The organism is Moraxella sp. CTOTU49097, from assembly GCF_032064105.1.
Lineage (GTDB): Bacteria > Pseudomonadota > Gammaproteobacteria > Pseudomonadales > Moraxellaceae > Faucicola > Faucicola osloensis_B.
Map to the genome: position 1 here is coordinate 25,681 of NZ_DAMBOA010000002.1, position 25,460 is coordinate 51,140.

Genomic DNA, 25,460 nt, shown 5'->3' on the forward strand with positions numbered 1-25,460 from the left:
AAATAAGCGGTTAAAAAGATGAATAGTAACGTAAAACTGGCACAAAGTGCGAAAAAAGTATCGCTGCAAACTGGCTATTTCTTATTTCATATCACGATTGGCACAAGCAAAATAGCCAGTAACATCGCTACCACACATCATTACGTGAATGGCTCAATACTGTAAGCCAGACCTGCTACACTAAACCTGAACAATATTTGATAAAAGCTAATGCCATTTGATAAAAAGGTGATAAAAGAAAAGGAGGTCACTATGGGCGTACAAATGAATATTTGGATGACTATTTTGGGTTTTATCAGTTTATCGATTGTGACTAGCATCGTAACGCATTTCTGGATTCGCTATCATTTAAAAAATAAAGCCGCTAATCTGCCGCCGCAATCTCATATAACGCGTGATCATACAACATCTGAGTCGCATCAAAACAATCACTCATAAGCACGGTGTAAAATTTTTATACAACACTTTTTAGAAAGCACTGTAATTAAGCGCATTAGTTGGCTAATGCGCTTGTCATGCCGCTCTATCAAGTATCATGGGTCACCGCATCATGGGCTAATTGTTAAAAATATAAAAAAATACATAAAAAACAGTTGACGGCAAAAATAAAAATATATATTATACGCTCCACTTCGACATTAACGGTGAAAGCGGTCGAGGTCACGCTATAAACTAAGCGTGCTAGTGTCCCCATCGTCTAGAGGCCTAGGACATCGCCCTTTCACGGCGGTAACCGGGGTTCGAATCCCCGTGGGGACGCCAATTTTTTTAGTGGTAACACTAAAAAATACAGTTAAAAAGCCATGCTAATTTAGTATGGCTTTTTTGTTTTTGTGGCTTGATAAATTCTCTTTGCCGTTTTTTGCTTATGACCTTCTTTTGTTATGCGCTTTTTAGCGGTGACCTCAATTTGCTACCAAGCCATTTTTGCTAAGATTTTGCCAGATACACCTGCGCAAACTGCAAATCCTCTGGAAAAGTCAATTTGATATTGCTATGACTGCCTTCCACCAATAACGGCTGTTTGCCAAAATGCTCAAATAAACTGGCTTCATCGGTAAACGCAATCGTTTGCTCAATGGCTTGGGTTAGATAATCATACAGTGTTGCCAATGGGAAAATCTGCGGGGTTTGTGCTAGCCACAACTGACTGCGATCAAGCGTTTTTTGTGCCAAGACTTTGTCTTGTGAATGGATGATTTGTTTGACCGTATCACGCACCGGTACTGCTAATAAGCCACCCGCCGACTCCTGCTTTTGCTCTTGCTGTGACTGTTGCAAAAATTGCTGCGTGGTCTGTGTGATCAATTTTTCTATATCGCTTGGATTGACACAAGGACGCGCAGCATCATGAATCAGCACCCAATGATTATCATACGCATGATGACTGTCCTTATCACTGAAAGCTTGTTCATTGAACGTCTTGTCACAGCGTGGATCTTGATATTTTTGCCAAATCGTTTGCACGGCGTTAAACACCGAATTCATTCGCTCTTTGCCACCTATCACCCACTCGATTGGCATGCTAAAGCTAAGTGTTTTGGCAATCGTATCTTCTTCAGAAATCACCAAATAGCAAGTGTTTAGCTGGTGGACTTTGCTTAACGCCGCTATGCTGTGTTGGAGCACCGTCTGACCGCCAATATGGGTGTACTGTTTTGGCATCTGACTACCAAAGCGTTTGCCAACGCCTGCAGCGACGACCACGGTGTCAATCGTAAGGTTGTTAGATAAATTGGCAGGTATCGCGTTAAGTTCTGACATGGCGTCTTTTCAACAATAAAGTAAACAGTTGACAGTAAAAATTGAGACAAATATAACTTTGGCAGTTTTTATGCTTTTATGGGTGAGGCGTGGCGGTGTTGTGGGCGGTCGGTGTGAGCACATCGGTACTGTAGACACTGCTAGCGGTCGACATTTGCACAAAAGTTTCGCCTTGTTTGATTAAGCCTAAATCAGAGCGAGCGTGTTCTTCCACTGCTTCAAGTCCGTTTTTTAAGTCTTTAACATCGGCAAGCAATACCTCATTGGCTTTTTGCTGATCACTATTGATGGATTGCTGTTCGCTGATTTGTTTATTTAACGCTGCCAAATCGCCACGACCATTGGTGCCAAACCAATACTGGTATTGTAGACATACCAACACAATCACCGCAAAAATAATCATAAACAGTTGACGCAAATAAGTCATGACAGCACTCAATAATAAAAACTTTTGGCATAAAAAAACCTTACCCCACGCATTGTAGCAAATTCAATGTCATGGGTTAAGGTTTTTATCACTTCAATGCTTTATCAAGCTTTAAAATTTAAGCTTTTGGCGCTAAGCTTTTAAAATTAGGCTTTTGGGTTGCGTAAACCGATAAACTCGTCAGTACCGTGGTAGCTTGCGGTGACCATCTGCTCGATACGAAGTAGTTGGTTGTATTTGGCAACACGGTCAGAACGGCACAGTGAGCCTGTTTTGATTTGACCTGCAGCTGTCCCCACGGCTAAGTCAGCGATGGTGCTGTCTTCAGTCTCACCTGAGCGGTGTGAGATGACGGTGGCATAGCCATTTTTCTTCGCTAGATAAATGGCGTCTAAAGTTTCAGATAAAGTACCGATTTGGTTAAATTTAATCAAAATCGCATTGGCAATGTGTTTGTCGATACCTTCTTGTAGGATTTTTGGGTTGGTCACAAACAAGTCGTCACCCACGAGCTGTACTTTATCGCCCAATTTTTGCGTTAAGTACGCCCAGCCATCCCAATCGCTTTCATCTAGACCATCTTCAATCGAGATAATTGGGTATTGGCTGACAAGACCTGCTAAATAATCCGCAAAACCTTCTGAACTAAAGGCTTTATTGCCTTCGCCTTCAAGTACGTATTGACCGTTCCCTTGCTCATTTTTATGGTAGAACTCTGATGAGGCACAATCAAGCGCTAAGTAAATATCTTTACCTGCGGTATAACCTGCCTGCTCAATTGCTTGCATGATGACAGTAATCGCTTCTTCGTTTGAGCGTAAGTTTGGTGCAAAGCCACCTTCATCACCGACGGCGGTGTTCAAGCCTTGTTTTTTTAGCACAGATTTTAGGCTATGGAACACTTCTGTACCCGCACGCAAGGCTTCACTGAAGCTGGTGAAATTAACAGGCTCAATCATAAACTCTTGGATATCAACAGTGTTGTCCGCGTGGGCACCGCCATTTAGAATGTTCATCATCGGCACAGGCATCGATAGTGATGTTTGCCCACGTAGGTTGGCAATGTACTGGTGAAGTGGCAGTTTTTGTGATTGTGCGGCGGCACGGGCTGCTGCTAAAGATACTGCTAAGGTCGCATTGGCGCCCAATTTTTCTTTGTTTTCCGTGCCATCAAGCGCTAATAATTTGTTGTCAATGTCTTGTTGTTTTGATACGTCCATATCAACCAGTGATGAACGAATTTCGCGGTTGACGTTGGCAACGGCTTTTTTGACCCCTTTTCCCAGATAGCGTGATGCGTCACCATCACGCAGCTCAAGCGCTTCACGTGAACCTGTCGATGCCCCCGATGGTGCTGCTGCACGACCGATAGTACCATCCGCTAAAATCACATCGGCTTCAATGGTTGGGTTGCCGCGTGAGTCCAAAATTTCGCGGGCAATGATATCTTTGATTTGGTTATTGGTGGTGGTTTCTTCAGCGTACATGGTGTTTTCCTTGGCTGTCACAATCAACAATGGGAGTGTTAAAATACAAATGGGATGGGTTTATCATAGCATATTTTAACAGGTTTTAGCAGCTTATCACTATCGCCTATAGGTCATGCATAGTCATACGCAGCCAAGTAAAATCAGCCCCAACAGGTTGTCAAAATAACCATAAGCCGTTAGGAAATGACTTTCATGCGGGTGAGTCGCAAGGCATTGAGTAATACAGAAATCGAGCTCAGCGCCATCGCCGCGGCCGCAATCATCGGATTGAGTAGACCAAACGCCGCTAACGGTATACTAAGACAATTATAGATAAACGCAAAAAATAGGTTTTGCTTAATATTACGCAGGGTTGCACGGGCAATTTTGACCGCATAATCGACATGTTTGAGCGACTCGCCCATCAGCCTTGCCGTGGCACTATGCTTGGCAATATCGGTTGCGCCTTCTACCGCAAAACTTGCGGTCGCCGTTGCCATCGCAGGCGCGTCATTCACCCCATCGCCCACCATTGCTACTTTTTTGCCTTGTTGTTGCCATTCATCAATGCGCTGCGCTTTGTCACGTGGCGACAGCTCGCCAAGTGCCTTGCTGGCGTTAATCTGCTGACCCACATAATCCACCACCGATTGCTTGTCACCACTCATCACTACCACATCTAAATGATGGGCTTGTAGCGACGCAATCACCTTAACGCTGTCTTGTCTGAGCTCATCGGCTAGCGCAAAGGCTGCCACAGGGGTGTCATTGATACTTACTGCCACTTGACTGGCAATTTGCCAAACGGGATTGGCTTGGATAGTCGCTGCAGGCAACTGAAGATTGGCAAAACTTGGCGTGCCGATTTTCACCCGCCCAATCGTGGCTACCTGTGCCTGTATCCCCTGCCCGAGCACTGTCTCTACATGGCTTATGGTAAATGCTGCTGGACTTTGAGGCGTATCAGTTTGCTTAGTGTAGGATTTGGCATAGTTCACTAGCGTGGTCGCAAGCGGGTGGTTCGCATGACGCTCGACACTGGCAACGAGCTGCAGCAGAGCTGCTTTATCTAAGTTAAACAGTTTTAAATTGTCATCTATTAGGTACGCTGCAGATAATTGGGGTTTACCTTGGGTGATGGTGCCTGTCTTATCGAATACTACCGTATCAATTGCACCTGCCGCTTCTAAGGCTTGCGCATCTTTAAACCAAACCCCTGAGCGTGCTGCCACACCCATGCCCGCCATGATGGCTGCCGGCGTCGCCAGTCCCAATGCACAGGGGCAAGCAATCACGAGCACCGCCACCGCGCGCATGAGTGCCGTGTCAAACGCGCCTAAGAACCAATAATTGGCAAAAAAAGTCAACAAAGCGATGGCAACCACCACCGGCACAAAAATCCCCGCGACTTTATCGGCGATACGGGCGATATGGGCTTTACTGCCTTGGGCGTCGTTGAGCGCTTGTATCATATCGCCAAGCCGTGTTTGACTGCCTTTGGCGGTGACTTGGTATTCAAAGCTGCCGTTTTCTACCATGGCACCGGCCAGCACGGGACTACCCACTTTTTTGCTCAGTGGCACAGATTCACCCGTCAAATGGCTTTCATCACACCAGCCTTCGCCAGCGGTGACGATGCCATCCGTGGCAATGCGAGTACCTGCTTTAGCACGTAAAATTTGACCGGCCGTGACTTGCTCAAGGGGCAGGGTTTGCCACTGCGCATCTTGGCTTTGTGGATTGGGGTTTTTAACTTCCACTTGCTCAGGGGTGAGCGCTAATAGTAAATTGATGCTATTTAGGCTATGTTTTTTGGTACGGGTTTCTAAGTATTTCCCCATTTTGACAAAGGCAATTACCATCACGCTGGCTTCAAAATACACATGGGGCATGCTATGCGCCATCCCATCATGCCCCATTTGGGCTGTGGTGTGCAGATAGCTTAACCAACTATAGGTTGAATACGCCCAAATTGTCAGTGTGCCGAGCACTACCAGCACGTCCATATTGGCAAGACCGCCTTTGATACTCGCCCAGGCACTTTTATAAAACGGTATCGCCAAGCCAAACTGTACGATAGTTGCCAACACAAATTGTAGCCATAGCGGCGGCATCAGTGCATGACTGCCCATCATCATGCCCGCCATGCCAATCAAAAAAGGCAGCAAGCAAATCCAAACCGCAATCAAGTTGTAGGGCGCTTTTTGCTCATGGGCTTCATGCGCAAATAGCGCGTTCTGCGGCTGTACTTTTGCCTCATAGCCTGTCTTTTTCACCCATGCTACAATCTGCTCGGCGTTGGTTTGTGATGCATCAAACTGCACCTGCGCCACTTCATTGGCATAATTGACATCGGCTTGCACGATTGCAGGCTTTTTATTGAGCACTTTTTCGATGCGGCTGGCACAGGCTTGACAAGTCATGCCATCAATATCAAGAATGATTTGCTCGGTATGGGCGTTGTCTGACGCGTGGGTGATCGATTGGGTAGTCATGATAGTGTCTGTCTTGTATGTAGTCCTTGTATGGTGTCTTTGTGTGGCGTCGTTATACTACGTCAAAGCCAGCGTCCTCAATCGCTTCTTTAAGCGTGCTTTGTTGTACTTGGCTGTCATCAAAGCTGATGGTTGCGTTGTTATGGTCAAGGCTGACATCGACAGATTGCACCCCTGCCACTTGATTGAGGGCATTGGTTACGCTTTTGACGCAGCCGCCACAAGTCATGCCTTGAATATTTAAGGTGATGGTTTGGGTTGTCATACTACGCTCCTTTTTTACGTTTACGTGGCTATTTTTTTAATTAATGGGCTTGTTTGCTAAGCCAGTCTTGCATTTGTTTGATTTCTGGCGTCTGCGCTTGTTTAATCTGCTTGGCGAGTGCTAGCATCGCTGGATTTTTACCATAGGTTTGCTCTATCGTTGCCATATCAATCGCGCCTTGGTGATGCGGTATCATACCCTTGGCAAAGGCAATATCAGGATTGGCGTCCATAGTCCCTTGCATCATGGTATCATGGTTGCCCATGTCTTTTTGCTGATAAGCTTGGGTTATTTCTTTGGCATTGCTCGCCGCTATCTGACTTGATTCGTTCTTGTCCAACCAGTTTTGCATCACGCTAATTTCACTTTGCTGGGCATCGACGATTTTTTGCGCAAGGGCTTTCATCTCGGCATCTTTGCCATATTGCAGCTCCACTTTTGCCATCGCAATTGCGCCTTCATGATGCGGTATCATGCCTTTGGCAAAGCCGACATCGGCATTCTTAGCTTGCACCCCTGCTGACATGGCTTGGTGCATTTTATTCATGATATCCATATAAGCCATGATGTGCGGCGGCTGTGATTGTGACTGCGTGCCCGCTGCCGAAGCCATATGATGCATTGACTGCGCTTGGGTCATACTTGCATGGGTACTTATCGCATTGGTACTTGTAGCATGGCTACTTGATGCAGTCATTGCAGTTTGGGTAGTGTCATTTTTTGTACAAGCCGTCATACCTAGCACTAATGCAACCACGCATGGCAAAACTACGATGTTATTCATTTTAATATCCTTCAGGTTACTTTTTTTACGTTTTTTGAAAAAAAGATTGATTTATCACACTGTGGTATTACTATAAACCTTAACATTAGGTCAAGGTCAAGCAAAAAATGAATATTAATGAAGTCGCTAAATTGACTGAGTTATCGCCCAGACAAATTCGTGAGTACGAAAAACTCGGTTTATTACAAACTATCCAACGCACTGACAGCGGTTACCGTGTCTTTAGCACTAACCAATTACATCGTCTAAAATTTATCAAACATGCCCGTGATGTGGGATTTTCGTTAGCGCAGATTGAAGCGTTATTGGCTCTACAAGATAACAAGCAGCGTAGCAATGCCCGAGTCAAAGCGTTAACCCGCAATCACATCGATGAACTAAGCGATAAAATACAGCGGTTACAATCAATGAAAGCCACGCTACAAGCCTGGCACGATAGTTGTTTGGGAGATGGCTCGCCTACCTGTAGTATTCTAGAGGGCTTACAAGATGGTTCAGTGACCAAGCAAGCTTGCCGCACCGAGCATAGCCACTGAACAAGCGATTTAGGAAAGTCTTCCATCTTTTGCCAAATCACCCGCTAAAGTGCGATTGTTGGCAGGGTTGGCAGGTGCTTCAATCGGGAACGGCTCGGTGATATAGTCGACATTGGTCAGCGCAGCTTTGAAGGCAAAAACTGACGTCTGGGTATCATCAAAGCTTACAATCACGCGATGATTTTCAGGCTCAAGATGCACTGCCTGCACCCCGCCGATGGTGGTCAACGCCTTCATGACTTCCTCATAGCCTGCAGGGTCATGAATGCCTTTTAAATCATACGCGACTGTTTGAATTGCCATGGTCATTCCTGTATTTATGCTGTGGGTGATAAAATATTGTTATAGTCCTATAACCTAGCACTATAACATAGCCAAAAAAAAGCCTCGTTATCTATTGATAACAAGGCGTTGCAAATTTGTGTTAAACACTTGAATAAAAATTAATGAGTATCTAGCACCTCAAACCCTTTGACTAAGGTATCAAGCTGTTTTAACTGGGCTAAAAACGGCTCAAGCTGGCTCAGCCGCAGCGCACAAGGGCCATCGCATTTGGCAACATCAGGATTTGGATGCGCTTCCAAAAATAACCCTGCCAATCCTGTTGCCATGCCAGCGCGTGCTAACGTGGTAATCTGTTCTCGGCGACCGCCTGCACTATCTTCACGCGCACCCGGTTGCTGAAGGCTATGGGTCACATCAAAAAACACGGGAACCTGCATTTTTTTCATGGTGTCAAAGCCAAGCATATCGACAACGAGATTGTTATAACCAAACGCACTGCCGCGTTCGCACAAGATGATTTTATCATTACCGGCTTCTAGGCATTTATTGATGATATGTTTCATCTCATGGGGTGCCAAAAACTGTGCTTTTTTGACATTAATAATCGCACCGGTTTTTGCCATCGCTGCTACCAAGTCGGTTTGGCGACTCAAAAACGCGGGCAACTGGATAATATCCGCCACTACTGCCACAGGCTCAGCTTGGTACGGCTCGTGTACGTCAGTGATAATGGGCACATTGAAGGCTTTTTTGATATCGCTTAGCCATTCGATACCTTTTTCCAGACCTGGACCACGAAATGAATACAAGCTTGAGCGATTGGCTTTATCAAAACTTGCCTTAAACACATAGCCGATATTTAAGCGTTTACAGATGTCAATATAGCTTTCAGCAATTTCAAATGCCAAATCTTTACTTTCTAGTACATTCATGCCGCCAAACAGCACAAACGGTTGATCATTGCCGATGGTGATATCATTGAGCTGAATATGAGATTGTGGTGTCGGTAAGTTAGTGGTCATAGGGCTCTCAGTATGTTGTTAAAGTTTTTATTGATTGTCACTATAGCATAATTGGCTATAGGCAATGGCTAAAAACAAAAAACCACCTGTAACAGATGGTTTTGTTGTGCATCATAAATACTATTTTTTGGCTTGTTTAGCGGCTGCAACAAAGCTATTGAACAATGGATGACCACCGCGGGGCTGGCTGGTAAATTCTGGATGGAATTGTACCGCGACATACCAAGGGTGATTGGCAATCTCTACTGACTCGACCAAATGCTGTTTGGCTGAATAACCAGAAATTTTCATACCGGCATTTTCCAGCTGTTCGATATAGCGACCATTCATTTCATAGCGGTGACGATGGCGCTCAGTAATCACAGGACTGCCATAGATTTGACGCAGCTTGCTGTCTTCCACAAGCTCGGCTTTTTGGGCACCCAAACGCATGGTACCGCCCAAATCTGAGGCATCACTACGTACTTGTAGTTCACCTTTTTCATCAAACCATTCTGTAATCAAACCAATCAATGGCGCTTTGGTTTTTTTATCAAACTCCGTTGAGTTGGCGTCTAAACCTAATACATTGCGCGCAAACTCAATGACGGCTAATTGCATACCCAAACAAATCCCCAAATAAGGCACATTGTTTTCGCGGGCATAGCGAATCGCTTTCATTTTACCCAGGGTGCCGCGCTCACCGAATCCACCAGGAACAAGCACGGCATCGGCAGATTTAATATGCTCAAACAGGCTGTCATCATTTTCAAGTTTTTCGGCATCGACATAGTCAATATTGACTTTGACATTGTTTGCCACGCCCGCATGTAGCAAGGCTTCATTGATTGACTTATAAGCATCAGGCAGTTCGACATATTTACCCACCATTGCCACAGTTACGGTTTCTTGGGTATTTAACAACGCTTGGGTAAACTGGTGCCAATCACTTAAGTCCGCCTCTGGGGTGTCTAACCCAAAGCGTTCACAAATCAAATCATCTAAATGCTGGGCATGCAGGATACTTGGAATTTGATAAATGGATTTGGCATCTGGGCAAAGGATAACGGCTCGTTGCTCAACATTGGTAAACGATGCAATTTTTAGGCGATTATCATCGCTAATCGCGTGTTCACTACGACAAATTAACACATCAGGCTGCAAGCCAATGCTACGTAATTCTTTGACTGAGTGTTGTGTTGGTTTGGTTTTGCTCTCGCCTGCACTCGCGATATAAGGTACTAGGGTTAAATGCATCAGCATCGCATTGTTGCGACCGAGTTCAACTTGCATTTGACGCACCGCTTCCATGAATGGCAAGCTTTCAATATCACCGACAGTACCACCGATTTCAATCATCGCAATATCGTAGCCTTCGCCACTGGCACGGATACGCGCTTTGATTTCATCGGTAATATGCGGAATGACCTGTACCGTACCGCCCAAATAATCACCGCGACGTTCTTTCTCAATCACCGTTGAATAAATACGCCCACTGGTAAAGTTGTTGCGTTGCGTCATTTTTGAGTGGCGTAAAAAACGCTCGTAATAACCCAAATCAAGGTCAGTCTCTGCGCCATCTTCGGTAACAAATACTTCACCATGCTGAAACGGGCTCATTGTACCTGGATCAATATTGATATAAGGGTCCATTTTGGTCATGGTGACTTTTAGACCACGTGCCTCAAGAATCGCGGCTACCGATGCAGCGGTGATACCTTTGCCAAGTGAAGAAACGACACCGCCAGTTACAAAGATGAATTTTGTCATGTTATCTATTTCGCTCGTTGGTAAAAAAGAATTTTACTCGAAAATGCCTAGGTTTAGCAAAAAATTATTTTTATCAATAAATCGCTCACTCATAAAAAAATCCACTCATCGCTGAGTGGATTTTTTGATAGCAAATTCTAGTAAAGATTAGAATTTGTATTCGATACCAGTACCGATACCAAAACCGTCGATATCTGTCACAGTGCCAGCATCAGTGACATAATTGTCTGATTTAGCATATGCACCATATACATGACCAGTGGTATGGTCATTAAAGGCATATTTACCGCCTAGTGTATAACGTTGTTTGTCTCTACCATTTTCACCGCCTGCATTATTCACTACATCCACTTGTCCATAAGCAGTCCAAGGCGTAGCTGTTTTGTAGGTAGCACTGACTGCAAATGCTTGTTCATTATCATCTGTGTCGAAATCAGTGGTTTGGTACAATGCGCCGATTGTAGTAGCAGGAGTAATATCATAAGCGCCACTGACACGAAGGTCTTTTATACTATTACCATCTTGGTTCGTCTGCATATAAGTTGCACCAGCACGATAAGGCTGAGCATTTGGCTCATATTTTGCACCTACACCCCAAATATCACTGGTAAGACCTAGGTCAGAGGTGGCAGAATTTGCACCTTCATCCATTGAATACATACCCATAAAGTTCAAGCCATTGTATGATGGAGAGATATAGGCAAGTGCATTATTTGCACGTGGAGCAGTGATAGTCGCTAATACATCATCCGCACCGTGGTTACCTTCAGCATCAATAATACCTGCTGCAGTCACGTTAGCGTAATTGATTGAATCATCAATTGTAGTTAAACGACCTGCTAATAAAGTACCATATTGTTTGTTAGAGAAGCCAATATAAGTATCACGTGAGGTAAATTGTTGTTTTCCACCATCATCAGGATGAACACGATATTCTAACTGGTAGATTAAATCAGTGTTGGCGGTCAAAGCCTCAGCACCTTTTACCCCAATTTTTGAACCGTTATTGTTCAATGAAGTAGTTGAGTCATCATAACCGTTGTCGCCTGAGAAATCTTTATAGTCTAAAGATAGCAAAACTTTACCATAAACGGTAGGAGCAGCATGGGCAGCAGAAACTGAAAGTGCAGCGACGGCTGTGGCTAAAAGTAATTTTTTCATAGGACATCTCTATCAGGAAAAATAAATTTTAGATAACTGGTGACTTGTCAGCACCACTACCTCTCCGAACAACCAAAGCAAGAAAATTCTTACTTTGATTACTATTAATAGCATCAACTATTAACTGTATAAGTTTAGCAATAAAGTTTGAATATATTTACAATTTATTCTTACTAATTACTAAAAACATACTTCTAAATACTAGGATAACAATTTTGAAATATTTTGCAATAGTTTTTACACTTTTTATATCACTTGTGATTTATTTTTAATCAAATTGATAATTGTTGATTTTTGTCAACCGAATAGCGAACTTCATTCTGCTAATAAAAAAGCTAACTAAAAAATTAGTTAGCTTGTAAAATAATTGCAATTCTTTATTGAATTAGCATCAGAATTTGTATTCGATACCAGTCCCAACAATCGTATCATCTTTATAATTATCCCGACTGATTCGACCCGCGTAAATATGACCTATCGTCGCTCTATTAAATTTATATTCACTACCCATCGCTAATTCACTCACTGCTTGACTGCCAAAATCCGTGCGGATGAATTGCCCTTTGATTGCCCAAGGGGTATGTTGCATATCGTACTTACCTGATATCAAAACGGTTTTTGCGTGTTGATTAGCGTCATAAATATTGGCACGTTGGTACATTGCACCCACCGTAAGACCATCGATAGCCTTTAAGGCTTTGCCTGTATCAAGGGTAGTGACGATGCGCCAAGCACTATCTTCCACTCCCATATTTTTATCATAGGCAGCAGCCGCATATAGCCCATGTTGCTCATACGCTAACGACGATGAATAACCATTTTTTGATTCATTTTTTTCAGTATTGCCATTATTTTGATTATCATCAACTTCCGATAAACTCACGGCTGCCATATAAGTAATGGGTGTGTTTTTATTATCAGGCGATTTGTACATGACGACATTGTTAGCGCGATAACCCCCCAAATTGCTATAGCCCTCTGGTCCTGCATGGTCAATACTTAAGGTTGCCCCATGATTACCAAATTTATCTACACGCATTTTTAGTAGCTTAAAAGGGGTGTCATGCCGCCCTAACAGCAAGGTACCATACTGCTGATGAGACAAACCAAGATAGGTGTTGCGAGAGTAAAACTGTCCCTTGTTATTTTTACTGTCGGTATCGACATCAATGCCATACTCAAGCTGATAAATTAAATCCGTATCATTGGTTAAGGGTTGCTGTGCTTTGACGCCCAAATAAGAAAAATTGGAATTGAGTTCAGTAATTTTTTCATCCTTCGGTGACTGAGTATCAGTTTTAGTCACCCGATAATCCTTGTCATAATCGGTCTGAACATAATCTGCGGTCAAAAAGACTTTACCATAAATGAGGGGTGCTGCTTGGGTATTGACCATTGAGACTAATAGCCCGATTGGGACAAACCATAGGTTTTTTATCATGTGCTTGCTACTCGCTATTGTTACTTTGCTATTGTTACATTGATTGCGCTATAAATACGCTGGGTTAGTATTTAATTTTACGAAGGAAATGGATAATAACAAAAAAGACTAACCAGTCAATCTGATTAGTCTTTTTAAAGGCGTCTAATTTAGATAATTAAATTAGAATTTATACTCTAAGCCACCACCGACGATCGTTTTATCTGAAACATTATCAGTATCGATTTGTGCCGCGTACAAGTGACCTTTAGTAGCTTTATTGATAGTGTATTCAGCCCCTAATGCAATTTCTTGAGCATCACGGTCTTTCACACCACTTTGGTTTGAAGTGTCAATATATTGTGCTTTAACCGCCCATGGCGTTGCCCCAATTTTGTATTTACCACTTACTAACCAAGATTTTTCATCATCTGATTTATCAGCCACATCTGTTTCTTGGTACAATGCACCTAAAGTGAGGCCAGGCACCATGTTGATTTTACCCATGTCTACAGAGCCTGCTAATCGCCATGCACTATCAGTTTTACTACTTTGAATATTATTGTCGTAACCTGCTGCTAGATAGACACCATTTTGATCATAAGCTAAAGATGCAGAATAACCGTTTGCACCCTCATCGATATCAGTATTAGCAACATCAGCATCTTTATCTTCTTCAGATAATACTGCAGCAGCCATAAATGTAACTGGCACACCTACCAATGTTGGTGATTTATAAGCAATCACGTTGTTAACACGGTTTTCACCTACCATTAGCTTGCCTAGCGCTACGTTATCGTAATCATTGAATACATCAACACCGCCTTTAGCTAATTTAAAAGGGGTGTCATGACGACCCGCAATTAAAGTACCCATTGTATTGTGCGCTAAGCCAATAAAAGTATTACGTGAGTAAAATTGACCTTTACCATTTGTATCAGCATCAACATCAATACCGTATTCCAATTGATAGACTAATTTAGTAGTGTCAGTAAGATCATCTTCACCTTTAAAACCAATGCGCGAAGAGTTAGAAACCAATTTTGTGGTACTAGTATCTTTATTTGCAGCAGTTTTATCATCAACATCTGTATATTCGCCAGTTAATAAGACTTTACCATATACAGTAGGGGCAGCATGGGCAGCAGTAATTGAAGCTAGAGCGATAGCAGAAACTAGAGCGATTTTTTTCATAAGGATTTCTCCACAGTATCCTAGGTAAAACTACACAGATGCGTAGCAATTCTTTTGTATAGATAGATTTTGCCAACAATTTGTTACAAAACAATGAAACGGTTAACAAAATCTAAAACTTTCCTTGTGAAAGTAGAGTAATTCACTCTGAAACATTTTGCAATATTTTTATGCCATAAAAAAACCACCAGTTACAAATCTGATGGTTTTTTGAATAATTGATAGGTTTGAATTGCTAAAATCTAGTTAGCTTTGAGATTAAGACGGGCTTGATGCAACAATGGCTCAGTATATCCGCTGGGTTGTACTGTACCTTTAAAGATAAGATCGCGAGCTGCATTGTATGCCCAAGTGTTATAATCATTTGCCATTGGGATATAAGCCGGATCGTCTTTGCTTTGCTCATCGACCATTTTTGCCATACGTTTGAGTACGTCATCCACTTGTTGTGGCGTCACAACCCCATGCGCTAGCCAGTTAGCAACGTGCTGACTAGAAATACGCAAGGTAGCGCGGTCTTCCATCAAGGCAACGTCGTCAATATCCAGTACTTTAGAACAGCCAACGCCTTGGTCAACCCAGCGCGCTACATATCCTAAAATACCTTGAATGTTGTTTTCAAGCTCGGCAGTTTTTTGCTCATCTGTCCAGTTGGTATCCGTAGCAAGTGGCACGGTTAAAATGTCATCTAGCTTGGCAGGCTCGCGGTTTTTGATATCATCTAACACGTCCATGACGTTGGTTTCATGGTAGTGCATGGCGTGAAGCGTTGCGCCTGTTGGTGATGGTACCCAGGCACAAGTCGCGCCTGACTTTGGATGATTGGACTTGGTGGCAACCATTTCTTTCATGTTGTCAGGTTTTGCCCACATGCCTTTACCGATTTGCGCTTTACCAGGTAAGCCCAATTTGACACCCATGTCTACGTTCCAGCGCTCATAAGCATTAAGCCAATCGGTATTTTTCATGTCGTTTTTACGGACAAAGGGGCCCGCTTTCATACTGGTGTGCATCTCATCACCGGTACGATCCATAAAGCCTGTGTTAATAAAGATAACGCGGTTTTTAGCAACGCGGATACATTCTTTTAAGTTAACGGTAGTACGGCGCTCTTCATCCATGATACCGACTTTTAAGGTATTCTCGGGTAGGTTTAACGCTTTTTCTACTGCAGAGAATAAATCCACCGTAAATTGCACTTCTTCTGGACCGTGCATTTTTGGTTTTACGATATACATTGAACCTGTACGTGAATTGCTTAAGCTGTTTTTACCCAAGATATCTGGCAGGCTACACAGGGGTGTGATTAGCGCATCCATGATGCCTTCATAAATTTCTTCTTGTTTGCCTTCAAAATCGACTAAAATCGCGGGGTTGGTCATCAAGTGACCGACGTTACGAATCAGCATCACTGAACGGCCGTGCAAGGTAACTTTACCACCATCTGGCGCGGTGTATTCACGGTCAGGGTTCATGGTACGGGTGGTTTGTTTGCCATTTTTTTCAAAGCTATCTTTTAGGTCGCCTTTCATCAAGCCAAACCAGTTGCGATATACTTCTACTTTCTCTTCGGCGTCAACGGCAGCGACTGAGTCTTCACAGTCTTGAATGGTGGTAACCGCAGCTTCCATCAATACATCTTTGATGCCTGCAGGGTCATCTTTACCCACATGGCTTGATGGGTCAATTTGGATTTCGGCATGTAAGCCGTTATTTTTCAGCAAAATACCCGTTGGATTTGCCGCATCGCCTAGGAAACCTGCGAATTTTTCTGGCTGAGCTAATGAGGTAGTTTTGTCACCTTGGAGTATCACTAATTTACCGTCTTCAACTTTAAAACCGGTAACGTCAGCATATTTACCCTCCGCTAAGGCAAAGTTGGCATCCAAGAAATTTTTGGCGTATTTTACGACTTCGGCACCACGAACAGGGTTGTAGCCTTTGCCTTTTTCTGCGCCATTGGTCTCATCGATGACATCAGTACCGTATAGCGCATCATACAAGCTGCCCCAACGCGCATTTGCTGCGTTTAGCGCATAACGGGCATTGCGTACAGGTACCACTAACTGTGGTCCTGCGATATGGGCAATTTCGTCATCCACGTTTTGGGTTTCAACCAAAAAGTCATCGCCTTCTGGTACGATGTAGTTGATGTCTTTTAAAAATTGGGTATAAGCGGCTTTGTCGATTTGACCGTTGCTAGCGGGGTTGTTGTCATGCCAGTCATCGATTTGGGTTTGAATCTCGTCACGTTTTGCCAACAATGCTTTATTACGGGGTTGGAATGCTTTGACAATTTTTTCAAATTCTTGCCAATATTTTTCGTTATCGATGCCCACGACTGGCGTAACTTCATTGGCAATGAAGTTATAAAGCTGTGTATCAATTGCTAGACTACCCTTTTGAACGCGTTCTGACATGGCATTTTTCCTTATGTTTTGACCTAAAATAGCAAAAAATTCACATTTGATTATACGAACATCATTTATAAAAATAAAGAAATAAAAACTATTTATTTTTTAAATAATCGTTATATATAAATTTTTGTGCTAAGGGTTTTATCACTGATTTTTGGTAAAATATCGCTTTATTAACGTGCCAATAAGTGAGTAACCCCTTGTCAAATTCCGCTCTTATCAATAACCCAGTACAAACGGACGGCAGTTTTGATGAATTAGCCGTCATCGACTTGGATAACGATAACTCTGTCTATCAGCCAAAACCCATCGACATCACCCCTGTTTTGGCATTTTTGGGTTGCACGACGTCGGATAAATGGCTCAAAGCCGCGATGGCAGATTTGCCGACCATCATCCAAGATCATGCCAATTGTGAAAAAAAAGCCGCAGGCACCGCGATGAATTTGATTTTTCGCTATATGTCGCATACCGAGCTGCAATTAAAGCTTGCTCAACTGATTCGAGAAGAAATGCTCCATTATGAGCAAGTGATGGGATTGATGGCAGAACGTGGACAAGCATGGCAACATATTGCTGCAGGTCGCTACGCCGCAGGTATGCTCAAACATAAACGCACTTACGAGCCGCAAGCGATGATAGACACGTTAATTATTGGTGCTTTCATCGAAGCCCGATCGTGTGAACGTTTTTGGGCACTGTCACAAGTGATTGAGGATGAGCGTTTGGCAAAATATTATCGCTATTTGCTAAAATCAGAAAGTCGTCATTTTGAAGATTATTTGGCATTAGCACAAAGTATCAGTGACGAGCCGATTGATGCGCGGGTGGCTTTTTTTCGTCAAGTAGAAACGCAGCTCATCAATGAACCCGATGATGAATTACGCTTTCATAGTGGGGTACCTAGTTGGATTGCGTAAGGGTTTTCGTAAGCGCTTTGTAGACTGTAATGATAAAAAAAGCTAACCATCAAATGGGGTAGATGGTTAGCTATTACAATTTAATCCTCAGACTTACTCACTGCCACTTACTGTCACTCACTACCAACGCTTGGAATAGAGCCATCAGGATTTATAGTGCGTTTTTGGGCATTTTCTGGGGTACTATAAAGATTGCGCTCATTAATGGTGTCACTCTTTAGCCCCTCATTACCAACCGCGTCCCCGCCAATGGTATGTTCATTGACATTATCATCGAATGCTTGTCCCGGTTGGTCACGACGATCGACGAACTCGGCAGACTTATCGCCTAAATTAACGTGTTTGGTTTGTGCTTCTGGTGAATTCATGGTCATTCCTTTTTTGGTATCAATTTTGGCTATCCACCCAACAACATGCTTAAATTTAACTTAATGATATCGAAAATTAGTGATCTCGGTCGATATCTACACTACCGTCTGATAACGTATGAAGTGAATTTTCTGCATTAAGATTGGCTTGGGCAATTTGCTGTAATTTCTGCGCCTCTTCCTCAGAAATACGCGCCACATTTTCATCCGATAATTCGCCATTCGCCACGTCTTCTGCGGATTGGACTTTCACCGCCGCTTGTGGAGTATTATCAAAAATATCGGGTGTTTCCATTGACGGGGACATGCCTGTAGTGACACCATCCCCTGATTGGTGGGTGACACTGTCTTCTACTATAACGGCTTGCGGGGTCACAGCGACACCTGTTTTTGGATCCACAATTTCTACATTATTTTGATTCTGCATTTTTTATTCCTTTAATTAATTGTTATCGCTCAATAAGTTATTATTTTTATGAGTTGAGCTGTATAAATTAGTCAATCAAAACTGAATGATTAAAAGCTTAGTATTCAAAAGTTTAACAATTAAAATTCTAGTGATTGTCAGTACGCAATGATTCGTCAATAAAAGGGGTGCTTTCACTTTTGTCTAAGTCTTGTGGCTCACCTTTCACGCTATTCTGTTTATCCAAATTTTCTGATAATTGACTAGGATCCACATTTTCTGTGGCTTTTTGAATCTCGGTTTGGTTACTTGATTGATTCTGTGCTTGGTTTTGTGCTTGATTCTGTGACATGATAATTTTCCTTATGTTTTTTATTAGTATCAATTCAAGTCAAAGATTTTAATCAAAGACTTCTAAATAGAGCACGATTAAATTTATGTAAAAAAATAGCCAATTCAATCGCTTTTATACTTTTGCTTTTATAAGTTCGATAGTAGCAAATAAAGCCAGTTTATGATAAGTGTTCGCGTAACAAGCTGTTATCACTATGTGATAAGTGTTTAGCTGTGTGAAATTTTGGTAGATTTATTACTATTCGGTAAATTTTGAACGCTGGGTGTAAATCAGCGCAGCACTCATCAAAAAAACCGCCATCTTCTCTAGATAGCGGTGTAATTGACTCAAAACCTATGACTAGCAACATTAGCTTTTTCTAGTGATTTTGGTCAATAAATAATCTTGTGCCGAGAATGCTGCTTCACCTTCACGAGGGGTAATCGCTCGCCATGTGCCTTTGGCATCAAGCTCCCATGCATTAACATTGTCTTTGAGGTAATTGTGCAAATCTTCCATAATGCGTTTGAAGACGATTGGGTCTTCAATGGGGAAAGCCACTTCAACGCGGCTAAACAAATTGCGATCCATCCAGTCTGCACTGGCGCAATATAAACGGTGAGTGCGTTTGCCATTAGCATTGGGATTTTGATGCCCATTGGCAAAATAATACACGCGGGTATGCTCCAAAAAACGCCCAACGATAGAGCGCACGGTGATGTTGTCGGATATGCCGGGTAATTGCGGACGAATACAACACATTGAACGAATAATTAGATTGACTTTAACGCCTGCTTGCGATGCTTCATATAGCTTGTCAATCAGTAGTTTTTCGGTCATCGCATTGACCTTGATGATGATATGCGCCTCTTTGCCTGCTTTGGCATGGGCAATTTCGTTGTCAATAAAACCCATGAGTCTATCATGTAAGGTGAAGGGTGCGTGCAGTAATTTTTGCACTTTGGCTGGTTTGCCCATGCCTGTGAGTTCGTTAAAGATTTTATGCACATCTTCGGTGATTGCTTCATTGGCGGTAAATAGACCATAGTCGGTATAAGCTTTGGCATTGCCCGCATGGTAGTTGCCTGTGCCCAAATGCACATAGCGGCGGATTTTATCTTCCTCACGGCGCACAATCATCATCAGCTTGGCGTGGGTCTTGTAGCCGACGATGCCATACACCACCACTGCCCCAGCCTGCTGCAGAAAGTTTGCTACTTCGATGTTGGATTTTTCATCAAAGCGCGCGCGTAGCTCAATCACCGCGGTGACTTCTTTGCCTTTACGCGCAGCTTCGGCCAGCGCTTGGACAATTTCAGAGTTTGTCCCCGAGCGGTAAAGGGTCTGTTTAATGGCTAATACATGCGGGTCATTGGCGGCTTGGCGCAAAATGTTGACCACAGGTGAAAACGAATGAAACGGGTGATGCACCAATACATCTTGCTTACGAATGGCATGAAATACGTTTTCATTTTTATCCAAGCTATCACGGCGAAACGCTTTGGGAATGGCATGATTAAACGGCTGATAACGCAAATTTGGGATTTTAAAATCAAACAACAAACGCGTCAGATTGACAGGACCATTGACACGGTATAGTTGCTCTTGGCTTAAACCAAACTCATCAAGTAGATAATCCACCATCGGCTGTGGGCAATAGGTGGTCACTTCTAAGCGCACTTTGGCACCAAATCGACGGTTCTCTAACTCACCTTCCAACGCTTTCGCCAAGTCTTCGACATCGTCGGATAAATCTAAATCGGCGTTACGCGTCAAACGAAATTGGTGGCAGCCAGTGACCGTCATACCAGGGAATAAGTCTTCGATATGCCCGTGAATCACTGCGGTTAGCATGATGTGATGTTCTTTACCACCTGTCAGTTCATTGGGTAAGCGAATAACCCGCGGTAAGCTTCGAGGTGCAGGCACAATCGCCATGTTAATATCACGACCAAAGCCATCTTTGCCCTCTAAGCCCACCATAAAATTCAAGCTTTTATTGACCAATCTAGGAAAAGGATGGGCAGGGTCAATACTAATCGGCGTCAGCACGGGCGCGACTTGTTCGGCAAAGTATTTTTTTACCCATGCGGCTTGCTCTGGGGTCAACTCATCACGTTTTAGGTAGCGAATGTCTTGCTCCGCCAGTGCAGGCAAAATTTCATCGTTCAAAATACGGTATTGCTCATCCACCGCATGATGGGCGATTTCAGAGATATATGACAAAACCTTACTGGGACGCATCCCATCGATACTGCTCACCACATCGCCCATTTGTACTTTTTGCATCAAGCCTGCGACACGGATTTCAAAAAATTCATCTAAATTGGATGAAAAAATAATCAAGAAAAACAGTCGTTCAAGTAGTGGATGGCGGGGATTGGTGGCTTGGGCGAGTACCCGCTGATGAAACTGTAACAGTGACAATTCACGATTAAAGTACAGCTCGCTATCGTCTTGTTGGGATTCAAACACGTTTGGGTAGCAAATACTGTTAAAGCCTAGTATCGGATTGATTTGTGATACATGCTCTTCGCTGGGTTTATCTTGTTTGGCAGTGTTTGGCATAGCACAGTCCTTTTATGGTCAAGCATTTTTAACAGTGTAAAGTTAACAATGTAATGATAAGCGTGTAATGATACATGAGTTTTTTGACTATTCCGTGTCGGGCAAATCTGCCGCACCCATGCGCCTTAAAATAATTTGGGTTTTGTTAAGCAGGCGGCGGTCGTTACGGTTGTCTTCAAAATATTTGGGGTTAGGTAACATGGCAATCAAAGATGCGGCTTGTCGCTTGGTCAAATGCGCTGCCGACTTATGGTAGTAGTGCTGAGCGGCTGCTTCAATGCCATAAATGCCTTTGCCAAACTCTGCGACATTGAGATAAGCAAGCAAAATCCGCTCTTTGGTCCACAGATTTTCAATCATCAAAGTAATTAACGCTTCTTCGCCTTTGCGAAAATACGAGCGGTTGGGGTATAAAAATAAATTCTTGGCAAGCTGTTGGCTAATGGTTGAGCCACCCGCGCTGATAGCTCCCGCTTTTTCATTTTTCTTAATCGCATTCTCAATGCCCTGCACATCAAAGCCAGCATGATTGACAAAGTTGGCATCTTCACTGGCAATCGCCGCGCGTTTTACATTCACCGAAATTTGATTATCATCCACCCAGGTCTGACTGACAGGGGCAAAATTGCCCAAGCGATACAGTATCATGAACATGCTGTTGTTGATAGGCTGGGTTTTCCAGCCAACCAATAAGGCTGCAACTATTACATGAAACGCAACAAAGCAGGCAATAACTATGAGCAAAATACGCTTAAACCAGCCGCCAAACCCGATACCGCGGTTGGTGGGTGGTAAAGCTGTGTTGACACCTTTGGGCTTTAACGACATTTTGGTAGCAGTTTTTTTGGTAGTTGGTTTGGATTTAGGCACGATGTATTCCTAGCGGCGGGGGCAAAAGCAGCGATGGCTTAAGCTAAAAATATAACGTATTATGGCATTTTTGGCTATATGCTAAGGCAGAATATGTCCGACTTCGACGCGCAAAACATCACAAACATCCACGATCACATTATGGCTGACCCAACTACTTGGCGATTATATGGCACAGTCGGCTGTCATCTGTGTGAAATCGCTGAAAGCTTATTGCTGCAAGCACAAGCCGTTGCCGATATACGATGGCAGTCGATTGATATTGCCGAGTTACCAGAACAAGAGATACTGGAATTTGCTGATAAAATACCTGTGCTAGTCACCGCTAACAAGACGCTATATTACCCTTTTTCCATCATGGATATTATGGCGTTAAGCTGAAAAGCCAATATAGATTATTGGCATAATATTAAAAATTTAATTCATTATGTCTTGGCAAATTTTTTTTATAATCAACTCTCTAACGCTTATCGCCCATTGTTCGCATTGCAGCCTAATAAATCACAACCTAATAACTCTTATGCGTGTTATTTCAATAGCGTAGCTAGCCCCTTTACAAAGGACCCACCATGAAAGACTTATCCAAAATGACGCATATCGAAGACTTGCGCCGCGTGGCAGAGCGTAAAGTGCCGCGTATGTTTTATGATTATGTAGACTCTGGGTCGTGGACGCAGACGACCTATTACAATAATGAAACCGATTTTGACCGTATCAAATTACGCCAAAAAGTGCTCCGCAACATGGATGGACGTAGCCTAGCCACCACTATGATTGGTCAACCCGTCACTATGCCGGTGGCCATTGCGCCTACAGGATTTACTGGGATGATGTGGGCAGATGGCGAGATTCATGCGGCGCGGGCAGCAGAAAAATTTGGTATACCCTTCTCGCTATCCACCATGAGTATCTGCTCGATTGAAGATGTCGCCGCCCATACCACAGCGCCTTTTTGGTTTCAGTTGTATGTGATGCGCGACCGTGAATTTATGAAAAATCTCATCGCCCGTGCCAAAGCAGCCCATTGCTCGGCATTGATTTTGACCGCAGATTTACAAGTGCTGGGACAACGACACAAAGACATTAAAAATGGCTTGTCTGCCCCACCCAAGCCCACCCTCACCAACCTATTAAACCTCATGACCAAGCCTGAATGGTGCTTGCATATGCTTGGCACCAGACGTCATACCTTTGGCAATATCGTCGGACATGTCAAAGGCGTGGAAAACATGTCATCGCTGGGTGCTTGGACATCGCAGCAGTTTGACCCGACGTTAAGCTGGGATGATGTGGCATGGATCAAAGACTTATGGGGTGGCAAGCTCATCATCAAAGGCATCCTTGACCCTGATGATGCTGTGATGGCGGTACGCAGTGGCGCCGATGCCATAGTGGTGTCAAATCACGGCGGACGTCAGCTTGATGGCGCGGCATCGAGTATCTCAATGCTGGCAGATATCGTACAAGCCGTACAAGCAGAAAGTGGCACCCATGCCACTAGCTGCGAGATTTTCTTAGACAGTGGCGTGCGCTCAGGTCAAGATGCGCTCAAAGCCATTGCGCTTGGCGCAAAAGCCACCATGATTGGTCGGGCATTTTTGTATGGCTTGGGGGCGTATGGCGAGGACGGTGTGCGCCGCGCGCTTGAAATTATCTATAACGAGATGGACATTAGTATGGCATTTGGTGGCTATACCAATATCCAACAGGTGAGCAAAGATATCCTCATCAAAGGCACGTATGAAGACTTACTGACTCGTCCCTTCATTGTGCGAGAGCGTAGTTAATCTAGCGTATTAAACAAAAGGACGGATGTGAAGTGTTTGCGCACTTTGCCCGTCCTTTTGCTAATCTCTTGTTAACAGCTGATTTTAAAGCTGATTTTAAAGCTTAGGTAATTGTTTTTGAAGCAGGCTTGCATCCATTTCCCGCGCTTCAAAACCCTGCGCTTCTTTCCAGCCTGCTTCATCACCAAAGTACAAGCGATTAAACTGTTCATCAAGATAAAACCGCATGGGCTGACCATTGTCGCCTTGAATCACAAAATTCTGTACAACTTCGCGAAATTTGGCACGGATATTGGCTTCATTGTGGTCGCTTGCGAGCGTCGGGGTGATGATATAAGCCAAATCGCTGTAAAGCTCGGGGCTTAACTGTCTAAACACCGCCTTGTTCTCAAGTAACTTGTGGACGATACGCTTCATATCCTCCAAACCAATCGTGCCTTCATGAAGTTCAAGAAACATCATTTTGATTGCCTCAATGTGTATCAGTATGTATCGCCAAAAAAATGCTAGTGTAACGATTAGCAGTTGAAAAATTAGTGGTTTAACGATTAGTAGTATAACCCTTAAAAAATACGTGCGTTCTCTACCTTCTTTTGGCTTAGGATAAAAAATAATTCGCTACCCTGTCTGGGCTTAATTGAATTATAGCAAGGCGCCAGTTTATCAATGGTGAAAAACTGCTGAAATAATGTTTCATATTCTTGCTTGTCGCCACCAAACGGTGGATTGCTTTCAAAATGCTTATCTAGCAATAAGCCCACCAATTTACCCGTGGGTTTGAGGAGCTTTTGCATTTGCTTGGCATAATCGCTGCGTCTACTGGGGTCAATCGCGCAAAAAAACGTCTGCTCAATAATATAATCAAACTGATACTGCGTAGGGTCTAAGCCAAAAAAATCCGCTTGTAGCAGGTGCGCTTTGGGAAAACTGGGATAGCGCTTGGCAAAATTATCCAAAGGGAGCCTAGCAAAATCCACCACATAAACATGGCTAAAACCTTGTTCGTGAAGATAGCCTGCTTCGTAGGCGTTGCCCGCACCCGGGATTAAAATCCGTGCCGATTTACTCACGCCGTTGTCGAGTAAATGCTCGATATAGGCTTGCAGGGGTGGCGAAACTTTACCGATGTCCCACCCAGTATAGCCATCATCATAGCGTTTTTGCCAAAATTCGGCGTCGTTGACTGAGTGTTCAGTTAATGTGTTGTTATCTTCCATGA

At 43.4% G+C, this 25,460-nt stretch carries 26 protein-coding genes and 1 tRNA gene; 7 read left to right on the forward strand and 20 right to left on the reverse strand.

The window, feature by feature from the left end:
- Nucleotides 1–18: 18 nt before the first annotated feature.
- The 3 genes from RT064_RS01715 (at nucleotide 19) to RT064_RS01725 (ending at nucleotide 762) form a co-directional block, all read left to right on the forward strand.
- Nucleotides 19–165, forward strand: coding sequence for a hypothetical protein (locus tag RT064_RS01715; protein ID WP_313060702.1), 147 nt, complete (start codon nucleotides 19–21; stop codon nucleotides 163–165).
- Nucleotides 166–252: 87 nt separating this feature from the next.
- The gene (locus tag RT064_RS01720; protein ID WP_313060704.1) at nucleotides 253–438 is read left to right on the forward strand and encodes a hypothetical protein; all 186 of its coding nucleotides are present in this window, start codon (nucleotides 253–255) and stop codon (nucleotides 436–438) included.
- 248 nt (nucleotides 439–686) lie between these two features.
- Nucleotides 687–762 (forward strand) — tRNA-Glu (locus RT064_RS01725).
- Nucleotides 763–930: 168 nt separating this feature from the next.
- Here the strand turns inward: RT064_RS01725 and RT064_RS01730 are convergent.
- From RT064_RS01730 to copM, 6 genes are all read right to left on the reverse strand, one after another.
- Nucleotides 931–1,764, reverse strand: coding sequence for an IspD/TarI family cytidylyltransferase (locus tag RT064_RS01730; RefSeq protein WP_313060706.1), 834 nt, complete (start codon nucleotides 1,762–1,764; stop codon nucleotides 931–933).
- Nucleotides 1,765–1,840: 76 nt separating this feature from the next.
- Nucleotides 1,841–2,191, reverse strand: coding sequence for a septum formation initiator family protein (locus RT064_RS01735; RefSeq protein WP_313060709.1), 351 nt, complete (start codon nucleotides 2,189–2,191; stop codon nucleotides 1,841–1,843).
- A gap of 146 nt (nucleotides 2,192–2,337) precedes the next feature.
- Nucleotides 2,338–3,678, reverse strand: a complete 1,341-nt coding sequence (gene eno / locus RT064_RS01740; RefSeq protein ID WP_313060711.1) for a phosphopyruvate hydratase — start codon at nucleotides 3,676–3,678, stop codon at nucleotides 2,338–2,340.
- A gap of 179 nt (nucleotides 3,679–3,857) precedes the next feature.
- Nucleotides 3,858–6,155 (reverse strand): heavy metal translocating P-type ATPase, encoded by a 2,298-nt coding sequence (locus RT064_RS01745; protein WP_313060713.1) that lies wholly within the window; start codon nucleotides 6,153–6,155, stop codon nucleotides 3,858–3,860.
- Nucleotides 6,156–6,207: 52 nt separating this feature from the next.
- Entirely contained in the window at nucleotides 6,208–6,420 is a 213-nt protein-coding gene (locus RT064_RS01750; RefSeq protein WP_062333783.1) for a heavy-metal-associated domain-containing protein, read from the reverse strand.
- Between the two features lie 40 nt (nucleotides 6,421–6,460).
- The gene (copM, locus tag RT064_RS01755) at nucleotides 6,461–7,204 is read right to left on the reverse strand and encodes a CopM family metallochaperone (protein WP_313060716.1); all 744 of its coding nucleotides are present in this window, start codon (nucleotides 7,202–7,204) and stop codon (nucleotides 6,461–6,463) included.
- Nucleotides 7,205–7,311: 107 nt separating this feature from the next.
- On the opposite strand from copM, the gene RT064_RS01760 reads away from it, so the two are divergent.
- A complete protein-coding gene (locus RT064_RS01760) occupies nucleotides 7,312–7,740 on the forward strand; it encodes a MerR family DNA-binding protein (protein WP_313060720.1) in 429 nt (142 codons plus the stop codon).
- A gap of 9 nt (nucleotides 7,741–7,749) precedes the next feature.
- Here RT064_RS01760 and RT064_RS01765 read toward each other — a convergent pair whose 3' ends face one another.
- The 7 genes from RT064_RS01765 to RT064_RS01795 form a co-directional block, all read right to left on the reverse strand.
- A complete protein-coding gene (locus RT064_RS01765; protein WP_007116109.1) occupies nucleotides 7,750–8,043 on the reverse strand; it encodes a heavy-metal-associated domain-containing protein in 294 nt (97 codons plus the stop codon).
- Between the two features lie 140 nt (nucleotides 8,044–8,183).
- Nucleotides 8,184–9,047 carry a 3-deoxy-8-phosphooctulonate synthase gene (gene kdsA / locus RT064_RS01770; protein ID WP_313060723.1) on the reverse strand — a complete coding sequence of 288 codons (864 nt, stop codon included), beginning with the start codon at nucleotides 9,045–9,047 and terminating at the stop codon, nucleotides 8,184–8,186.
- Between the two features lie 120 nt (nucleotides 9,048–9,167).
- A complete protein-coding gene (locus RT064_RS01775; RefSeq protein ID WP_313060726.1) occupies nucleotides 9,168–10,796 on the reverse strand; it encodes a CTP synthase in 1,629 nt (542 codons plus the stop codon).
- Between the two features lie 147 nt (nucleotides 10,797–10,943).
- Nucleotides 10,944–11,957, reverse strand: coding sequence for a porin (locus RT064_RS01780; protein WP_313060728.1), 1,014 nt, complete (start codon nucleotides 11,955–11,957; stop codon nucleotides 10,944–10,946).
- A 391-nt stretch (nucleotides 11,958–12,348) separates the two neighbouring features.
- Complete coding sequence (locus tag RT064_RS01785) at nucleotides 12,349–13,398, reverse strand: porin (RefSeq protein WP_313060730.1); 1,050 nt, start codon at nucleotides 13,396–13,398, stop codon at nucleotides 12,349–12,351.
- A gap of 162 nt (nucleotides 13,399–13,560) precedes the next feature.
- Nucleotides 13,561–14,571: a porin gene (locus tag RT064_RS01790; protein ID WP_313060732.1), complete on the reverse strand. Its 1,011-nt coding sequence runs from the start codon at nucleotides 14,569–14,571 to the stop codon at nucleotides 13,561–13,563.
- A 242-nt stretch (nucleotides 14,572–14,813) separates the two neighbouring features.
- Nucleotides 14,814–16,991 (reverse strand): malate synthase G, encoded by a 2,178-nt coding sequence (locus tag RT064_RS01795; RefSeq protein ID WP_313060734.1) that lies wholly within the window; start codon nucleotides 16,989–16,991, stop codon nucleotides 14,814–14,816.
- 269 nt (nucleotides 16,992–17,260) lie between these two features.
- Between RT064_RS01795 and RT064_RS01800 the strand changes: the two genes are divergently transcribed.
- Entirely contained in the window at nucleotides 17,261–17,908 is a 648-nt protein-coding gene (locus tag RT064_RS01800) for a MiaE family protein (protein WP_409519518.1), read from the forward strand.
- Between the two features lie 113 nt (nucleotides 17,909–18,021).
- Here RT064_RS01800 and RT064_RS01805 read toward each other — a convergent pair whose 3' ends face one another.
- From RT064_RS01805 to mtgA, 5 genes are all read right to left on the reverse strand, one after another.
- Entirely contained in the window at nucleotides 18,022–18,276 is a 255-nt protein-coding gene (locus tag RT064_RS01805) for a hypothetical protein (protein WP_313060737.1), read from the reverse strand.
- 76 nt (nucleotides 18,277–18,352) lie between these two features.
- On the reverse strand, nucleotides 18,353–18,703 hold the full coding sequence (locus tag RT064_RS01810) for a hypothetical protein (protein ID WP_313060740.1): 351 nt from the start codon (nucleotides 18,701–18,703) through the stop codon (nucleotides 18,353–18,355).
- A gap of 127 nt (nucleotides 18,704–18,830) precedes the next feature.
- Nucleotides 18,831–19,034 carry a hypothetical protein gene (locus tag RT064_RS01815; protein ID WP_313060744.1) on the reverse strand — a complete coding sequence of 68 codons (204 nt, stop codon included), beginning with the start codon at nucleotides 19,032–19,034 and terminating at the stop codon, nucleotides 18,831–18,833.
- A gap of 351 nt (nucleotides 19,035–19,385) precedes the next feature.
- A complete protein-coding gene (gene ppk1, locus RT064_RS01820) occupies nucleotides 19,386–21,584 on the reverse strand; it encodes a polyphosphate kinase 1 (RefSeq protein ID WP_313060747.1) in 2,199 nt (732 codons plus the stop codon).
- 87 nt (nucleotides 21,585–21,671) lie between these two features.
- On the reverse strand, nucleotides 21,672–22,412 hold the full coding sequence (mtgA, locus tag RT064_RS01825) for a monofunctional biosynthetic peptidoglycan transglycosylase (protein WP_409519519.1): 741 nt from the start codon (nucleotides 22,410–22,412) through the stop codon (nucleotides 21,672–21,674).
- Between the two features lie 135 nt (nucleotides 22,413–22,547).
- Between mtgA and RT064_RS01830 the strand changes: the two genes are divergently transcribed.
- The gene (locus tag RT064_RS01830; protein WP_313060750.1) at nucleotides 22,548–22,835 is read left to right on the forward strand and encodes a glutaredoxin family protein; all 288 of its coding nucleotides are present in this window, start codon (nucleotides 22,548–22,550) and stop codon (nucleotides 22,833–22,835) included.
- Between the two features lie 188 nt (nucleotides 22,836–23,023).
- A complete protein-coding gene (locus RT064_RS01835; protein ID WP_313060752.1) occupies nucleotides 23,024–24,241 on the forward strand; it encodes an alpha-hydroxy acid oxidase in 1,218 nt (405 codons plus the stop codon).
- Between the two features lie 96 nt (nucleotides 24,242–24,337).
- On the opposite strand, the gene RT064_RS01840 is transcribed toward RT064_RS01835, so the two are convergent.
- A complete protein-coding gene (locus RT064_RS01840; protein WP_313060753.1) occupies nucleotides 24,338–24,703 on the reverse strand; it encodes a hypothetical protein in 366 nt (121 codons plus the stop codon).
- 101 nt (nucleotides 24,704–24,804) lie between these two features.
- Nucleotides 24,805–25,458, reverse strand: coding sequence for a methyltransferase domain-containing protein (locus tag RT064_RS01845; RefSeq protein WP_313060755.1), 654 nt, complete (start codon nucleotides 25,456–25,458; stop codon nucleotides 24,805–24,807).
- Between the last annotated feature and the right edge of the window lie 2 nt (nucleotides 25,459–25,460).

Coding starts and splice junctions, on each gene's coding strand:
- RT064_RS01720 (WP_313060704.1), top strand. CDS start 253: ATGGGCGTACAAATGAATATTTGGATGACTATTTTGGGTTTTATCAGT.
- RT064_RS01790 (WP_313060732.1), bottom strand. CDS start 14,571: ATGAAAAAAATCGCTCTAGTTTCTGCTATCGCTCTAGCTTCAATTACT.
- RT064_RS01750 (WP_062333783.1), bottom strand. CDS start 6,420: ATGACAACCCAAACCATCACCTTAAATATTCAAGGCATGACTTGTGGC.
- RT064_RS01805 (WP_313060737.1), bottom strand. CDS start 18,276: ATGAATTCACCAGAAGCACAAACCAAACACGTTAATTTAGGCGATAAG.
- RT064_RS01735 (WP_313060709.1), bottom strand. CDS start 2,191: ATGACTTATTTGCGTCAACTGTTTATGATTATTTTTGCGGTGATTGTG.
- kdsA (WP_313060723.1), bottom strand. CDS start 9,047: ATGACCACTAACTTACCGACACCACAATCTCATATTCAGCTCAATGAT.
- RT064_RS01785 (WP_313060730.1), bottom strand. CDS start 13,398: ATGATAAAAAACCTATGGTTTGTCCCAATCGGGCTATTAGTCTCAATG.
- RT064_RS01845 (WP_313060755.1), bottom strand. CDS start 25,458: ATGGAAGATAACAACACATTAACTGAACACTCAGTCAACGACGCCGAA.
- copM (WP_313060716.1), bottom strand. CDS start 7,204: ATGAATAACATCGTAGTTTTGCCATGCGTGGTTGCATTAGTGCTAGGT.
- ppk1 (WP_313060747.1), bottom strand. CDS start 21,584: ATGCCAAACACTGCCAAACAAGATAAACCCAGCGAAGAGCATGTATCA.
- RT064_RS01840 (WP_313060753.1), bottom strand. CDS start 24,703: ATGATGTTTCTTGAACTTCATGAAGGCACGATTGGTTTGGAGGATATG.
- mtgA (WP_409519519.1), bottom strand. CDS start 22,412: ATGTCGTTAAAGCCCAAAGGTGTCAACACAGCTTTACCACCCACCAAC.
- RT064_RS01730 (WP_313060706.1), bottom strand. CDS start 1,764: ATGTCAGAACTTAACGCGATACCTGCCAATTTATCTAACAACCTTACG.
- RT064_RS01810 (WP_313060740.1), bottom strand. CDS start 18,703: ATGCAGAATCAAAATAATGTAGAAATTGTGGATCCAAAAACAGGTGTC.
- eno (WP_313060711.1), bottom strand. CDS start 3,678: ATGTACGCTGAAGAAACCACCACCAATAACCAAATCAAAGATATCATT.
- RT064_RS01815 (WP_313060744.1), bottom strand. CDS start 19,034: ATGTCACAGAATCAAGCACAAAACCAAGCACAGAATCAATCAAGTAAC.
- RT064_RS01775 (WP_313060726.1), bottom strand. CDS start 10,796: ATGACAAAATTCATCTTTGTAACTGGCGGTGTCGTTTCTTCACTTGGC.
- RT064_RS01760 (WP_313060720.1), top strand. CDS start 7,312: ATGAATATTAATGAAGTCGCTAAATTGACTGAGTTATCGCCCAGACAA.
- RT064_RS01795 (WP_313060734.1), bottom strand. CDS start 16,991: ATGTCAGAACGCGTTCAAAAGGGTAGTCTAGCAATTGATACACAGCTT.
- RT064_RS01780 (WP_313060728.1), bottom strand. CDS start 11,957: ATGAAAAAATTACTTTTAGCCACAGCCGTCGCTGCACTTTCAGTTTCT.
- RT064_RS01765 (WP_007116109.1), bottom strand. CDS start 8,043: ATGGCAATTCAAACAGTCGCGTATGATTTAAAAGGCATTCATGACCCT.
- RT064_RS01830 (WP_313060750.1), top strand. CDS start 22,548: ATGTCCGACTTCGACGCGCAAAACATCACAAACATCCACGATCACATT.
- RT064_RS01715 (WP_313060702.1), top strand. CDS start 19: ATGAATAGTAACGTAAAACTGGCACAAAGTGCGAAAAAAGTATCGCTG.
- RT064_RS01745 (WP_313060713.1), bottom strand. CDS start 6,155: ATGACTACCCAATCGATCACCCACGCGTCAGACAACGCCCATACCGAG.
- RT064_RS01835 (WP_313060752.1), top strand. CDS start 23,024: ATGAAAGACTTATCCAAAATGACGCATATCGAAGACTTGCGCCGCGTG.